The following is a 13,224-nucleotide window of genomic DNA, read 5'->3' as shown; positions in this document are numbered from 1 at the left end:
AGAGGCGGTCTTGACAGCATCCCAAATCGTTAGCTAACGCCCCTCAGGGCACGCAGTCCACGGAACCCGATCACGCCCACGGCCGTCCCCAGAAGAAAGGACGTAATGGCGAGCAGCAGATGGACCCAGAAGTACGTGGTCGGGTCACCCGCGTCGTCGAAGGCGAGTCCGCTGCCGTCCTTCACAAGATTCTTGACGAAAGTGATCCAGATGAACCAGGACCACACCCCGAAGGCGAGCAGGAACCAGGAGACGGGGCGACTGAGCTTCATCCCTCCAGTATTGCTTTCGTACCCCGCACGGCTGCGCCGGGGTGGGCCGGCGGTGGGCCCCGGGCGGCGGGTCACCCCCGTGGTGTGGGCCGAAGGGCCTGGGCCCTGTACGTTCTCGTCCGTGTCTGCCGTGAAAAAGACCGCCCTGACGGTCCTCGCCGCCGCGTTGCTGCCCGCCCTGTCCGCCGCGCCCGCCGCGGCGTCCGGTTCGGCCGACGACCCGAAGCCGCCCGCCCGTATGTCCCGAGTCGGCGGCGACGCGCTCGCCCTGGCGGGTACGCAGGTGAAGCTGGGCGCCGGTGCGCCCGTCCTGCCGAAGGATCTCTCCGGGCGGTCGTGGATCGTCGCGGACGCCGAGTCGGGTGATGTCCTCGCCGCGCACAACGCGCACTGGCGTCTCGCGCCCGCCTCCACGCTGAAGATGCTCTTCGCGGACACGGTCCTGCCGAAGTTCCCGAAGACCCAGACCCATAAGGTCGCCCCGTCCGACCTGGCCGGCATGGGGGACGGCTCCAGCCTCGTCGGCATCAAGGAGAACCTCACCTACTCGGTGCACGACCTGTGGCTCGGGGTCTTCCTGCGCTCGGGCAACGACGCGGTGCATGTGCTCTCCGCCATGAACGGCGGCGTCGCCAAGACGGTGGCGGACATGCAGCAGCACGCCGACGAACTGCAGGCGCTGGACACCCGGGTCGTCTCCCCGGACGGTTACGACGCCCCGCTGCAGCTGTCCAGCGCGTACGACCTCACCCTCTTCGCCCGCAACGGTCTGCAGAAGAAGGACTTCCGCGAGTACTGCGCCACGGCGGACGCCCAGTACCCCGGTGTCCAGAAGAAGGGCAAGAAGCGCGAGACCTTCGGCATCCAGAACACCAACCGTCTGCTGACCGGGGCCAACGGCGTCACCCAGTACCCGGGGATCGCCGGCGTCAAGAACGGCAACACCACGCACGCGGGCGCGACCTTCACCGGGGTCGCCGAGCGCAACGGCCGGGTCCTGCTCGTCACGGTCATGAACCCGAGTTCAAGCGAGAGCCAGGCGGTCTACAAGGAGGCGGCCAGGCTGCTCGACTGGGGCTTCGCCTCGGCCGGGAAGGTCACTCCGGTCGGCGACCTGGTCGCGCCGAAGTCGGCGACGACGGGCGGCGCGACACCCCCGGCGACGCAGGACGGCAAGGGCAAGAAGGGGCCCGCGACGGCCGCGGCCGTCGCGGGCAAGGAGGGCTCCAGCGGCATCGGCATCGCGCTCGCCGTCACCGGCGGGCTGCTGATCGTGCTGGCGGCCGGAGTGTTCCTGGTCAACCGGAAGTGGCCGCTTCCGGAGCTGGTTCGGCGTCTTCCCCGTCGCTGACGGGTTCCTCGCCGACAGCTTCCTCGCCGGAGTGCCCTGTCGCCGTCCAGGCGGCGCAGAACAGCATCAGTTTCACACTGAAGTTGATCCACAGCAGCAGGGCGATGGGCACTCCGAAGGCGCCGTACATGCTCTTGGAGGCGACGCCCTTCATATAGCTGCTGAGCAGGAGTTTCAGCAGCTCGAAGCCGACCGCGCCGATCAGTGCGGCGGTCAGCAGCCGGCGGCGCGGCGGGGTGACCCCGGGCAGCAGGGTCAGTACGTACAGCAGGACCAGGAAATCGGCGGCGGCCGCCACGGCAAGGGCGGCGATCTGGAGCACGACGCTGCCCACGCCGTTCTCGTCGATCCCGGTCCTGTCGGCGGTCCAGCCGATGGCGGTGGAGCCGATCGCGGAGGCGGCGAAGGAGGCGAGGACCGCGCCGCCGAGGCCGAGCAGCACCCCGCCGTCCTTGAGCTTGCGCAGGAACGGATTGCCTTCCTCGTCCTCCAGCTCCCATACGGCGCGCAGGCATTCCCTTATCGAACCGACCCAGCCGATACCGGTGAAGAGCAGCAGCGCTCCGGCGACCAGACCGATGGTGCCGGCATTGGAAACGAGCGCCTGCAGGTCCAATTGGTCGGAGATTCCCGGCACTTGCTCGGCGAGCTTGTTCTCCATGGAATGCAGCTTCTCGTCCGGGAGCAGGGCCGCGCCGATAGCCGCGGCGACCGTGATCAGGGGGAAGAGGGCCAGAAAGGAGATGAATGTGATCGCCGCGGCCAGCCGTGACCAGTGGACCCGGTCGAGGGTCTCGTAACTGCGCCAGGCGTGCGTGCCCATCAGCCGGGTCAGCGGCGGCCCGACGACGGGTAGGTTTTTCAGCCAGTCCATGAGGTGCGGGTACCCTCCGCCGGTCGGCTGAACACCAGGGTGCGCGTGCCCCAGAAGCGCAGGCAGGTGGCGAGGGCCATGCCGATGACCGCGCCGGAGAAGGTGTCGGCGCGGGGCGAGGTGAGGCCGAGGCCGTAGTGCGAAACCGCGAGGCAGAGGAGCTGGACGAGCGCACCGGCGATGTTCACGCCGAAGAAGACGGCGTACTCGCGCAGCCCGACCTTGCGGCCCCGGTACGTACCGAAGGCGTTGCCGAGGTACGCGACCGTGCAACCGGCCAGGAACGAGACGGATTTGGCGGTGATCGGGTCCCAGGAGAGCGAGGAGCGCAGCCAGACGAAGAGTCCGAGATCGGCGGCGTACGCGAAGATCCCGGCCAGCGCGAAACCCGCCACCTCTTTGCGGCTGATGCCCGTCACAGGTCGGCCACGGCGAGGGCGTACAGGGCGATCCAGACGAGTCCGATGACGGCGAGCGCCCGGTCGTGCAGGACGACGTCCTCGGGGGCCCCGGCGGTGCCCCGGTCGGCGAAGACCGCGTAACGCAGGATCGCGAGGATGAAGGCGGCCATGGAGAGCTGGCGCCAGGGCAGCAGGGATCCGTTGGAGGTGCCGCCGCTCTCCATCGCCCAGAGGCAGTACGCGAGGACGGCCACGCCCGCCGCCAACTGCCAGACGAAGCGCAGGTATCCGGTCGTGTACTGGTCGAGCAGGGCCCGCGTCGCCCCGCCCTTGCCCTCCATCTGGACGGCTTCGGAGTAGCGCTTGGCGGAGACCATGAAGAGCGCGCCGAAGCCCGCGGTGATCAGGAACCAGCGGGAGAGCGGGATGCCGAGGGCGACTCCGCCGATCATCGCGCGCATCAGGAAGCCGGTGGTGACGACGGTGAGGTCGACGACCAGGACGTGCTTGAGCCAGACGCAGTAGGCGAGTTGCATCGCGATGTAGCCGGAGAGGAGGGCTGCCGTCAGCTCGTTGCACCAGGCGACGGCGGCCGCGGTCGTGAGGACCGCGAGGATGCCGCCCGCGGCGTAGGCGACGGGGACGGGGACCTGGCCCGCGGCGACCGGGCGGCGGCACTTGGTGGGGTGGGCGCGGTCGGCGTCGGCGTCGCGCGCGTCGTTGATCAGATAGACGGCCGAGGCGGCGGCGGTGAACAGGACGAAGACCAGGACGAGTTGGAGAAACGTTCCCTTGGTGAGCAGTTCGCCTGCTGCGGCGGGTGCGGCGACCACCAGGATGTTCTTGATCCACTGGCGGGGGCGTGCGGTCCTGAGGAGTCCGAGCGGCAGACCCATGGCCTTGCGCCCGACCGAGGGTTCCGGCGGCTGGAGCTGGGGTGTGTCGAGGACTACGGCGCCGGGCTCAGACATGCGCCACGCCCCTCTTCATCCACTGCGCGCCGAACCCTGCGGTCAGCCCTCCGAGCAGGGCGCCGGCGGCCACGTCCGAGGGGTAGTGGACGCCGACGACCAGCCGCGAGACGCACATCATGGCGGCGAGCGGCGGCACCACATGGCGCCCCGCGGGCCGCAGCGCGCCGAAGGCGACAGCGGCCGCGGCGGCGGACGTGGCGTGCGAGGACGGGAAGGAGTGGCGGCCCGCTGTCTTCACCAGGGGCTGCAGGAAAGGGAGTTGGGGCCGCGGGCGCCGTACCAGCCGCTTGACCCCCATGCTCGCGAGGTGCGCGGCGCCGATCAGCGCGGTGCCCCGCAGCCAGGCCCCCCGCCGTTCGCGGTCGAGCGCCGCACCGGCCGCACCCGCGGCCAGCCACAGCGCGCCGTGCTCGCCGCTCCAGGAGAGCGCGCGGGCGGCAGCCGCGATACGCGGGTCGGCACCGCAGTCACGCATCGCCGACAGGAGTCTGTGGTCGGCGTCAATGGCGTGCATGTCGTCACCCCTTCTCCGTACCAGGCGTCCGGCCAGTTGGCCGCACACCCACGTCACACTTCTAGGGCAAAGCCCAATAATCACGGCCATCTCGGGTGACACTCCCTTAATCACCCGTTTCGGTGCGTGTAGGAGCGATACGGTCACCTGCATGCCTGCCGAAACCACCACATCCGTGACGTCCGTGACCGGTTGGGGCCGCACCGCCCCGACGACCTCGCTGCTGGTCCGCCCGCGTACGTACGAAGAAGCGGCGACCGCGGTACGTGAATGCGGGGAGCGCGGCGGGATCGCCCGCGGCCTGGGGCGCGCCTACGGGGACGCCGCCCAGAACGCCGGCGGCGCGGTGCTCGACATGACCGGGCTCGACCGGATCCGCGGCATCGACGCGGTCGCCGGGGTGGTGGTGTGCGACGCCGGGGTGAGCCTGCACCGGCTGATGGAGGTGCTGCTGCCGCTGGGCTGGTTCGTACCGGTGACCCCCGGGACCCGTTACGTCACAGTGGGCGGCGCGATCGGGGCCGACATCCACGGCAAGAACCACCATGTGTCGGGCTCCTTCTCGCGCCATGTGCAGTCGATGGACGTACTGATCGCGGACGGCACGGTCCAGACCGCGCTCCCCGGCTCCGACCTCTTCGACGCGACGGCGGGCGGGATGGGTCTGACCGGCGTCATCCTCTCTGCGACGGTCGAACTCCACCCCGTGGAAACGTCGTTGATGTCGGTGGACACCGAACGGGCCACGGATCTCGACGACTTGATGTCCCGGCTGACGGCCACCGACGACCGGTACCGCTACTCGGTCGCCTGGATCGACCTCCTCGCCAGGGGGGCGGCGACGGGCCGCGCGGTGCTGACGCGCGGCGACCACGCACCGCTGGACGCGCTTCCGGTACGGGCCAGGCGCGAGCCTCTCGCCTTCCGCCCCGGCCGGCTGCCGGCGGCCCCCGCCTTCTTCCCCGAAGGCCTGCTCGGCCGTACCTCGGTCTCTCTCTTCAACGAGCTCTGGTACCGCAGGGCGCCCAAGTCCCGTACGGGCGAACTCCAGAAGATGTCCACCTTCTTCCACCCCCTGGACGGAGTCCCGCACTGGAACCGGGTGTACGGCCGCGGCGGGTTCGTCCAGTACCAGTTCGTGGTCGGTTACGGACAGGAGGAGACCCTGCGCCGCATCGTCAGCCGGATCTCGCGCCGCGGCTGCCCGTCCTTCCTCGCCGTACTGAAGCGCTTCGGCGAGGGCGACCCCGGCTGGCTGTCCTTCCCGATGCCCGGCTGGACCCTGGCCCTGGACATCCCCGCGAACCTCACCGGCCTCGGCGCCTTCCTCGACGAACTGGACGAGGAGGTGACGGGGGCGGGCGGCCGCGTCTACCTGGCGAAGGACTCGCGCCTGCGCCCGGAGTCGCTGGCCGGGATGTACCCGAAGCTGCCCGCGTTCCGCGCCCTGCGCGCCGAGCTGGACCCCACCTCCGTCTTCACCTCGGACCTCTCCCGCCGCCTCTCCCTTTAGCCCCTTAGCCCCTTTAGGAGCCCCGCCATGAAGGACGCCTTCGGCACCCCGCAGTCCCTGCTCGTCCTCGGCGGTACGTCCGAGATCGCGCTGGCCACCGCCCGCCGCCTGGTGGCCCGCCGCACCCGAACGGTCTGGCTGGCAGGACGCCCGTCCCCCGCCCTGGAGGAGGCCGCGGTACAGCTCCGCTCACTGGGTGCCGACGTGCACACCGTCGCCTTCGACGCGCTCGACTCGGCCTCGCACGAGGTCGCGCTCGGAAAGGTCTTCGCGGAAGGCGACATCGACATGGTGCTGCTCGCCTTCGGCATCCTGGGCGACCAGTCGCGCGACGAGAGCGAACCGCTGTCGGCGGTACGGGTCGCGCAGACCAACTACACGGGCGCGGTCTCGGCCGGCCTGATCTGCGCGAAGGCACTCCAGGGCCAGGGCCACGGCTCGCTGGTGGTGCTGTCGTCGGTGGCGGGCGAGCGGGCGCGGCGGGCGAACTTCATCTACGGGTCCAGCAAGGCGGGCCTGGACGCGTTCGCGCAGGGTCTCGGCGACGCGCTGCACGGGACGGGGGTGCACGTGATGGTGGTCAGGCCCGGCTTCGTACGATCGAAGATGACGGCGGGCCTTGAGGAGGCGCCGATGGCCACGACGCCGGAGGCGGTCGCGGCCGCCATCGAGACGGGGCTGCGGAGGCGCTCGGAGACGGTGTGGGTGCCGGGGGCGCTGCGGGTGGTGATGTCGGCGCTGCGGCACGTGCCGCGACCGCTGTTCCGCAGGCTGCCGGTCTGAGGCCGGGCCGTACGGGCACGTGCGTCGCCCCGCCTCCTCCGATCCAGGGGCGGGCCGACGTCGCAGACCAGCGTGGCCCCCGCCCTCTGCGACGTGGACGTCATCCTTGAGCGCAGCGACGCCGAGAACCTCGTACTTCATCGCCCAGCAGACCGAAGCCAGCCGGTTCGAGATCCCGGAAACGTCGTCACACCTCAGAAGCGGCATGGCCGTCATGCGCGGCTACAAAGGCGCTGCGGGAGGAAAGGGCGTCGGACTCGCGGACGCGATGAACGTGGTCCTCGCCGCCACCTTCCAGACAACAGACGTGTTCACCTCCGACGCGCACTTCCGCATGATGCGCCCGCTCACAGCCCACGACTCATTCCGGCTCCTGCCCGACGACCTCTGACGGGCATCGGAAGCTCACCGGGTTGCAGCGGGCCCGGCCCGGGCGACGGAGACACCGTTCGCAGTCACACCGCGCCGCCGTGGCGCACGGTCAACACCCCCTGCAGATCTCCACCAACCGCTCCTACCTCGCCGCCCTCGGGCTCGGGCTCGACCTCGCCCTGGATCGCGTGCCTGCCGGCTGACGGCGGAGCCTATTTCGGTAACTGTCAACAATGTTGTCGCCAGATGCATTGACCCCGCCCGATGGCGGGCTCTACCGTCCGCTGAACGCCATCGCACGCACGCCGTGACACATGAACTACGTGCACAACCTGTCGCAACACTGACGTCTGCACAGGAGGAGCCATGCGTCGCCTGTTCGCCGGTCTCACGGTCGGAGCCCTGCTGGTCGCCGCGTCGGCCTGTGGCTCGTCCGGCGGCTCCGGGAAGTCGGGCAAGAGCCCGTCGTCCGGCAGCCCCACCACGGTCAAGGTCGGGATCATCCCCATCCTCGATGTCGCCCCCCTCTATCTGGGCCAGGAGAAGGGCTTCTTCAGCAGGAACGGGCTGAAACTGTCCCTCACCCCCGCGCAGGGCGGCGCCGCGATCGTGCCGGGCGTGGTCAGCGGGCAGTTCCAGTTCGGGTTCAGCAACGTCACCTCGCTGATGATCGCCCAGACCAACGGCGTTCCCGTACAGGCCATCGCCAACGGGGTTGCCTCGACCGGCGAACCCGGCGCCGACTTCGGCGGGCTCGCGGTGAAGAAGGGCAGCCCGATCAAGTCCGCCAAGGATCTGGTGGGCAAGACCGTCGCCACCAACACGCTCAAGAACATCAACGACACGGCGGTACGCGAGTCGGTGCGCAAGGCGGGCGGCGACGCCTCCAAGGTGAAGTTCGTCGAACTCGCCTTCGACCAGATGCCCGCCGCGCTCGCCAAGGGCCAGATCGACGCCGCCATGGCCGTCGAGCCCGCGCTCACCACCATCAAGAGCCAGGGCGGCACCGAGATCGCCTGGCCGTACGTCGACGTCGCCGAGCACCTCACCATCGCGATGTACTTCAGCTCGACGCAGTACGCGCAAGCCAACCCGGCCGTGGTGAAGGCCTTCCAGGCGGCGACGGCCGAGTCCCTCGCCTACGCCAACACGCACCCGGACGAGGTCCGCAAGGCCCTCACCACGTACACGAAGATCCCCGCGAACCTGCTCTCCGAGCTGACGCTCCCGCAGTGGCCCGCCGAGGCCGACCGCCCCGCGATCGAGACCCTGGAGAAACTGGGCGAGCAGGACGGGCTCTTCAAGAAGACGCCCGACCTCGACAAGCTGCTGCCGTGAGCGGTAGCCGTGACCACAGCCGCAGCCGCAGCCGTACGAACGCGGCACTCGGCGCCGCCGGGCTCGCGGGATTCCTCGCCCTCGGCGAGGCGGTCCCGCGGCTCGGCCTCGTCTCCGAGGACTACTTTCCGCCAACGAGCCGTATCGCCACGGCACTTGGGACCGAGCTCGGCGACCACGCCTTCTGGACCGCACTCGGCGACACCCTCACCGGCTGGGCGATCGGCCTGGCCATCGCGGTCGGCGCGGGCATCGTCGCCGGGGTGGTCGTCTCCGTCGTCCCGTATCTCCGGCGGGCCACCGCGTCGACGATCGAGTTCCTCCGCCCGATACCCTCCGTCGCCCTGATCCCCCTCGTCGTGCTCCTCTACGGCGCCGAACTGCGCTCCGTCCTCCTCCTCGTCGTCTACGCCTCCTTCTGGCAGGTCCTCGTCCAGGTCCTGTACGGGATCCAGGACGTCGACCCGGTGGCTGAGGAGACAGCGCGCTCGTACGGGCTCGGGACGTGGGCGCGGGTCCGTCATGTGCTCTGGCCCACCGCCCTCCCGTACGTCATGACGGGTGTGCGGCTGGCCGCCGCGGTCGCCCTCGTCCTGGCCGTGACCGCTGAACTCGTTATCGGCGCACCGGGGTTGGGCGCACGGATCGCCGTCGCCCAGACCTCGCAGGCCGTACCGGACATGTACGCGCTGGTGGTGGCCACCGGGCTGCTCGGGCTGCTGATCAATGTGGGCGCCCGCACCGTGGAGCGGCGGGCGCTGGTCTGGCATCAGTCGGTGCGCGGGGAGGTCGCGCTGTGAAACGCGCACTCGCCCGGCTGCTGTTCGTACTCGGCCTGCCCGCACTGCTCTTCACGCTCTGGTGGGTGGCGTCGGAGGGCAGCACCAATGTGTACTGGCCGTCCCTGCGCACGATCCTGAGGACCTTCCCGGACGTCTGGACGGGTGAACGGCTGCGCGGTGACGTGCTTCCCAGCGTGCTGCGGCTGCTCGGCGGGTACACGGCGGCGGCCGTCGTGGGTGTGGCGCTGGGCGCGGTCATCGGTTCGTATCGGAGCGTGCGTGCCGTCTGCGAACCGGTCCTGGAATTCCTGCGCGCACTGCCCCCGCCGGTCCTGATCCCGGTCATCATGCTCTTCGCGGGCATCGGCGACACGATGAGGATCGTGGTGATCGCGAGCGGGTGCGTCTGGCCGATCCTGCTCAACACGGCCGAGGGCGTACGGGCGTTGGACTCCGTGATGTCCGAGACGGCGCGCTCGTACGGCATCACGGGCACCGCCCGGCTGCGGCGCGTGGTGCTGCGCTCGGCGAGTCCGCAGATCTTCGCGGGGCTGCGCCAGGCGCTGTCCATCGGCATCATCCTGATGGTCATCAGCGAGATGTTCGCGGCCGGCAACGGGCTGGGTTTCACCATCGTGCAGTTCCAGCGCGGGTTCGCGATCCCCGACATGTGGACGGGGATTCTCCTTCTGGGGCTGCTCGGCTTTCTGCTCTCGGTGCTCTTCCAGCTGGTCGAGCGCCGGGTACTCGGCTGGTACCACGGGCGGCGCGCGGTCACCCGGCGGTCTCCGTGAGCCTCGGCTCCTGAAAGGGCGGTCCATGCACGCGCTTCTTGAGATATCAGGTCTGCGGAAGGCCTACGAAGGGTCCGGGCGCCGCACCGAGGCGATACGGGACCTCACCTTCTCCGTGGACGCCGGCGAACTCGTCTGCCTGGTGGGCCCGTCGGGCTGCGGCAAGACGACGCTGCTGAAGTGCGTGGGCGGGCTGCTGGCGCCGACCGGGGGCGATGTCCTGCTGGACGGGCGGCGGGTCGGCGGGCCGCCGCCGGGGATGGCGTTCGTGTTCCAGGAGTACGGACGCAGCCTCTTCCCCTGGATGCGGGTGGGCGAGAACGTCGAACTCCCGCTCAGACAGAAGAAGTTGAGCAAGCCGCGACGGCGCGAGCTGGTATCCGACGCGCTGGAGTCGGTCGGTCTCGCCGATGCCGCGAAGGCCTATCCGTGGCAGCTGTCCGGCGGGATGCAGCAGCGGGTCGCCATCGCCCGCGCACTGGCGTACGAACCCGAAGTGCTGCTGATGGACGAGCCGTTCGCGGCGGTCGACGCGCAGACGCGCGCCGATCTGGAGGATCTGGTGCGCGGGCTGTGGCAGCAGCGCGGGATCACGATCCTCTTCGTGACGCACGACATCGACGAGGCCGTGTACCTCGGGGAGCGGGTGCTGATCCTCTCCGCCTCCCCCACCGTCGTACAGGAGCAGCTGAAGATCGATCTGCCGGGCGAGCGGGACCAGCTGCACACGCGGGCCGCTCCGCGCTTCACCGAGCTGCGGACCCACGTCTATGAGCAGATCCAGGCGGCGAAGCGCGAGGCGCGGCCAGGGGGTGCCGGCTGACCATCTCCTGACCGTCCGCTACGGGACGGCCGGGACGCCCTGCGTGGCGCTCTGCGGGGGCACCACTCCGCCGCCCCCGCCGAAGACGAACTCGCGGAGCTTGCGCCAGACGCCGTCCTGACCCTGTTCGTACAGGGCGAAGGAACCGCAGAGCCAGGCCGCCTCGAAGTCGGCCAGGGCCTCGTACGCCACGTCCATGGCCTCTTCGGCGATGCCGTGCGCGACCGTCACATGCGGGTGGTACGGGAACTGCAGCTCCCGGACGAGCGGGCCCGCGGGGTCCCTGACCTGCTGCTGGAGCCAGGAGCAGGCCGAGCCGCCCTCGACGACCTGGATGAAGACGACCGGGGACAGGGGGCGGAAGGTCCCTGTCCCGTACAGCCGCATCGGGAAGGAGCGGCCTGCCGCCGCGACCCCCGCGAGGTGCACCTCGATCGCGGGGAGGGCGGCGGCGTCCACCTCGGTGGGCGGCAGGAGCGTGACGTGCGTGGGGATGCCGTGCGCGGCGGGGTCGCCGAAGCCGGCGCGGCGCTCCTGGAGCAGGCTGCCGTACGGCTCCGGGACCGCGATCGAAACGCCGAGCGTTACGGTCCCCACGTCGTTCTCCTCCGCTGTCGGTGCGCCTGGCGGGGCGCTGTCGGGTTCTTGCCCTCTGCGTGCAGTGTGGCGGGCAGGCTGCCCCTGTGGCCAGAGTCCTTGGTCAGGGCATTGGTCCCGCTGATCGGGTCAGTGCTTGGCGGGCAGGAAACCCACGCGTTCGTACGCCTGGGAAAGCGTCTCCGCCGCCACCGCACGGGCCTTCTCGGCGCCCTTCGCCAGGATGGAGTCCAGCGTCTCGGGGTCGTCGAGATATTCCTGGGTGCGCGTGCGGAAGGGGGTGGCGAAGTCGGTGACGGCCTCGGCCACGTCGCCCTTCAATGCACCGTACATCTTTCCCTCGTAACCGGTCACCAGCTCCTCGACGGTGGCGCCCGTGAGGGTGGAGAGGATGGTGAGGAGGTTGGAGACGCCCGGCTTGTTCGCCGCGTCGAAGGTGATCACGGTGTCGGTGTCGGTGACCGCGCTCTTGATCTTCTTCGCCGAGACCTTGGGGTCGTCGAGGAGGTTGATCAGGCCCTTGGGGGTCGCCGCCGACTTGCTCATCTTGGCGGTCGGTTCCTGCAGGTCGTAGATCTTCGCCGTCTCCTTGAGGATGTACGGCGCCGGGAGCGTGAAGGTGTCGCCGAACCGGCCGTTGAAGCGGGTCGCGAGGTCGCGGGTCAGCTCGACGTGCTGGCGCTGGTCCTCGCCGACCGGGACCTGGTCGGCCTGGTAGAGCAGGATGTCGGCGACCTGGAGGATCGGGTACGTGAAGAGGCCGACGGTGGCGTTGCCCGTGCCCTGCTTGGCGGACTTGTCCTTGAACTGGGTCATGCGCGAGGCCTCGCCGAAGCCGGTGAGGCAGTTCATGACCCAGGCGAGCTGGGCGTGCTCGGGGACATGGCTCTGGACGAAGAGCGTGCAGCGCTCGGGGTCGAGCCCGGCGGCCAGCAGCTGGGCGGCGGCGAGGCGCGTATTGGCGCGCAGCTCGGCCGGGTCCTGCGGAACGGTGATCGCATGCAGGTCCACGACCATGTAGAAGGCGTCGTGGGACTCCTGCAGGGCCACCCACTGGCGGACCGCGCCGAGGTAGTTGCCGAGGTGGAACGAGCCTGCGGTGGGCTGGATTCCGGAGAGCACACGGGGACGCACGCTGCGCACGCTGGGACGTTCAGAGGCCATGCACATCATTCTCTCAGGTGTGGAACCGATCCCCGTCGCCCGGTGTATGAAAGGTGTGAGGACGCGGGAGGGGACCCGGGGGCTTGCTCGGGAGGGGGGCCTGATCGGCGCTGTCGACGAGGCCGCAGTGATCGCGCGCGTACGGGCCGGGGAGCCGGAGGCGTACGCGGAGCTGGTGCGCGCCCATACGGGGATCGCGATCCGGGCGGCGGTGGCCTTCGGGGCGGGCTCGGACGCCGAGGACGTGGTGCAGTCGGCCTTCTTCAAGGCGTACCGGTCACTGGCGACCTTCCGGGACGGCGCGGCCTTCCGGCCGTGGCTGCTGCGGATCGTCGTGAATGAGACGAGAAACACAGTGCGCTCGGCGGTCCGGCTGCGGTCAGCGACGGGGCGCGAGGCGGCGCTGCTCGAGGCGGAGCCGCTGATACCGGACTCGGCGGACCCTGCGGTGGCGGCGCTGGAGACGGAGCGCAGGGCGCTGCTGAGGGCTGCGCTGGGGCAGCTGGGCGAGGAGCAGCGGCTCGTCGTCACGTACCGCTATCTGCTGGACATGGACGAGGCGGAGACCGCCGAGGCGCTGGGCTGGCCCCGGGGGACCGTGAAATCGCGGCTGAACAGGGGGCTGAAGAAGCTGGGGCGGCTGCTGCCGCCCCCGGACGGCGGGGGCGGGGG

16 protein-coding genes are annotated in these 13,224 nt (G+C 70.1%); 9 read left to right on the top strand and 7 right to left on the bottom strand.

Going from position 1 to position 13,224, the window contains the following annotated elements; genetic code table 11:
* Positions 1 to 29: 29 nt before the first annotated feature.
* Entirely contained in the window at positions 30 to 272 is a 243-nt protein-coding gene (locus J0695_RS43625) for an SCO4848 family membrane protein (protein WP_242552104.1), read from the bottom strand.
* A gap of 121 nt (positions 273 to 393) precedes the next feature.
* Here J0695_RS43625 and J0695_RS02260 point away from each other — a divergent pair, with 121 nt between their 5' ends.
* The gene (locus J0695_RS02260; protein ID WP_344104676.1) at positions 394 to 1,623 is read left to right on the top strand and encodes a D-alanyl-D-alanine carboxypeptidase family protein; all 1,230 of its coding nucleotides are present in this window, start codon (positions 394 to 396) and stop codon (positions 1,621 to 1,623) included.
* Here the strand turns inward: J0695_RS02260 and J0695_RS02255 are convergent.
* From J0695_RS02255 to J0695_RS02240, 4 genes are read right to left on the bottom strand one after another with little or no spacing between them, the layout of a single operon-like run.
* Positions 1,571 to 2,497 (bottom strand): YihY/virulence factor BrkB family protein, encoded by a 927-nt coding sequence (locus J0695_RS02255; RefSeq protein WP_206959618.1) that lies wholly within the window; start codon positions 2,495 to 2,497, stop codon positions 1,571 to 1,573. The two genes, J0695_RS02260 and J0695_RS02255, sit on opposite strands and share 53 nt — an antisense overlap.
* The gene (locus J0695_RS02250; protein ID WP_206959616.1) at positions 2,485 to 2,916 is read right to left on the bottom strand and encodes a GtrA family protein; all 432 of its coding nucleotides are present in this window, start codon (positions 2,914 to 2,916) and stop codon (positions 2,485 to 2,487) included. The genes J0695_RS02255 and J0695_RS02250 overlap by 13 nt, the downstream gene beginning before the upstream one ends.
* Positions 2,913 to 3,869, bottom strand: coding sequence for a decaprenyl-phosphate phosphoribosyltransferase (locus J0695_RS02245; protein ID WP_206959614.1), 957 nt, complete (start codon positions 3,867 to 3,869; stop codon positions 2,913 to 2,915). The genes J0695_RS02250 and J0695_RS02245 overlap by 4 nt, the downstream gene beginning before the upstream one ends.
* Entirely contained in the window at positions 3,862 to 4,386 is a 525-nt protein-coding gene (locus J0695_RS02240; protein ID WP_206959612.1) for a phosphatase PAP2 family protein, read from the bottom strand. The genes J0695_RS02245 and J0695_RS02240 overlap by 8 nt, the downstream gene beginning before the upstream one ends.
* A 151-nt stretch (positions 4,387 to 4,537) precedes the next feature.
* Here J0695_RS02240 and dprE1 point away from each other — a divergent pair, with 151 nt between their 5' ends.
* The 7 genes from dprE1 to J0695_RS02205 all read left to right on the top strand — a co-directional run bounded on the left by dprE1 (position 4,538) and on the right by J0695_RS02205 (position 10,791).
* A complete protein-coding gene (gene dprE1 / locus J0695_RS02235; RefSeq protein ID WP_206959611.1) occupies positions 4,538 to 5,899 on the top strand; it encodes a decaprenylphosphoryl-beta-D-ribose oxidase in 1,362 nt (453 codons plus the stop codon).
* 27 nt (positions 5,900 to 5,926) lie between these two features.
* Complete coding sequence (dprE2, locus tag J0695_RS02230) at positions 5,927 to 6,682, top strand: decaprenylphospho-beta-D-erythro-pentofuranosid-2-ulose 2-reductase (protein ID WP_206959609.1); 756 nt, start codon at positions 5,927 to 5,929, stop codon at positions 6,680 to 6,682.
* A 106-nt stretch (positions 6,683 to 6,788) separates the two neighbouring features.
* Positions 6,789 to 7,073 (top strand): PIN domain-containing protein, encoded by a 285-nt coding sequence (locus J0695_RS02225; RefSeq protein ID WP_206959607.1) that lies wholly within the window; start codon positions 6,789 to 6,791, stop codon positions 7,071 to 7,073.
* Positions 7,074 to 7,420: 347 nt separating this feature from the next.
* Positions 7,421 to 8,392 (top strand): ABC transporter substrate-binding protein, encoded by a 972-nt coding sequence (locus J0695_RS02220; protein WP_206959605.1) that lies wholly within the window; start codon positions 7,421 to 7,423, stop codon positions 8,390 to 8,392.
* Positions 8,389 to 9,192, top strand: a complete 804-nt coding sequence (locus J0695_RS02215; protein WP_206959603.1) for an ABC transporter permease — start codon at positions 8,389 to 8,391, stop codon at positions 9,190 to 9,192. Before J0695_RS02220 ends, J0695_RS02215 begins: the two co-directional genes overlap by 4 nt.
* A complete protein-coding gene (locus tag J0695_RS02210) occupies positions 9,189 to 9,968 on the top strand; it encodes an ABC transporter permease (RefSeq protein WP_206959601.1) in 780 nt (259 codons plus the stop codon). Before J0695_RS02215 ends, J0695_RS02210 begins: the two co-directional genes overlap by 4 nt.
* Positions 9,969 to 9,993: 25 nt before the next feature.
* Positions 9,994 to 10,791 carry an ABC transporter ATP-binding protein gene (locus J0695_RS02205; protein WP_206959599.1) on the top strand — a complete coding sequence of 266 codons (798 nt, stop codon included), beginning with the start codon at positions 9,994 to 9,996 and terminating at the stop codon, positions 10,789 to 10,791.
* Between the two features lie 18 nt (positions 10,792 to 10,809).
* Here J0695_RS02205 and J0695_RS02200 read toward each other — a convergent pair whose 3' ends face one another.
* Both J0695_RS02200 and trpS read right to left on the bottom strand, forming a co-directional pair.
* Positions 10,810 to 11,388 carry a 2'-5' RNA ligase family protein gene (locus J0695_RS02200; protein ID WP_206959597.1) on the bottom strand — a complete coding sequence of 193 codons (579 nt, stop codon included), beginning with the start codon at positions 11,386 to 11,388 and terminating at the stop codon, positions 10,810 to 10,812.
* A gap of 129 nt (positions 11,389 to 11,517) precedes the next feature.
* Positions 11,518 to 12,552 (bottom strand): tryptophan--tRNA ligase, encoded by a 1,035-nt coding sequence (trpS, locus tag J0695_RS02195; protein WP_206959595.1) that lies wholly within the window; start codon positions 12,550 to 12,552, stop codon positions 11,518 to 11,520.
* A gap of 46 nt (positions 12,553 to 12,598) precedes the next feature.
* Here trpS and J0695_RS02190 point away from each other — a divergent pair.
* Positions 12,599 to 13,224, top strand: a 626-nt coding sequence (locus J0695_RS02190; RefSeq protein WP_242552106.1) for an RNA polymerase sigma factor, incomplete at its 3' end; no start/stop codon positions are given.

Source organism: Streptomyces beijiangensis (assembly GCF_017315755.1).
Taxonomy (GTDB): Bacteria; Actinomycetota; Actinomycetes; order Streptomycetales; family Streptomycetaceae; genus Streptomyces; species Streptomyces beijiangensis.
The sequence above is the reverse complement of the archived record's forward strand: the minus strand, read 5'-3'. Positions and strand labels throughout refer to the sequence as shown.

What these genes read in the sequence shown, in the direction of transcription:
- J0695_RS43625 (WP_242552104.1), bottom strand. Translation starts at nt 272, where the DNA reads ATGAAGCTCAGTCGCCCCGTCTCCTGGTTCCTGCTCGCCTTCGGGGTG.
- J0695_RS02255 (WP_206959618.1), bottom strand. Translation starts at nt 2,497, where the DNA reads ATGGACTGGCTGAAAAACCTACCCGTCGTCGGGCCGCCGCTGACCCGG.
- J0695_RS02245 (WP_206959614.1), bottom strand. Translation starts at nt 3,869, where the DNA reads ATGTCTGAGCCCGGCGCCGTAGTCCTCGACACACCCCAGCTCCAGCCG.
- J0695_RS02240 (WP_206959612.1), bottom strand. Translation starts at nt 4,386, where the DNA reads ATGCACGCCATTGACGCCGACCACAGACTCCTGTCGGCGATGCGTGAC.
- dprE1 (WP_206959611.1), top strand. Translation starts at nt 4,538, where the DNA reads ATGCCTGCCGAAACCACCACATCCGTGACGTCCGTGACCGGTTGGGGC.
- dprE2 (WP_206959609.1), top strand. Translation starts at nt 5,927, where the DNA reads ATGAAGGACGCCTTCGGCACCCCGCAGTCCCTGCTCGTCCTCGGCGGT.
- J0695_RS02220 (WP_206959605.1), top strand. Translation starts at nt 7,421, where the DNA reads ATGCGTCGCCTGTTCGCCGGTCTCACGGTCGGAGCCCTGCTGGTCGCC.
- J0695_RS02205 (WP_206959599.1), top strand. Translation starts at nt 9,994, where the DNA reads ATGCACGCGCTTCTTGAGATATCAGGTCTGCGGAAGGCCTACGAAGGG.
- trpS (WP_206959595.1), bottom strand. Translation starts at nt 12,552, where the DNA reads ATGGCCTCTGAACGTCCCAGCGTGCGCAGCGTGCGTCCCCGTGTGCTC.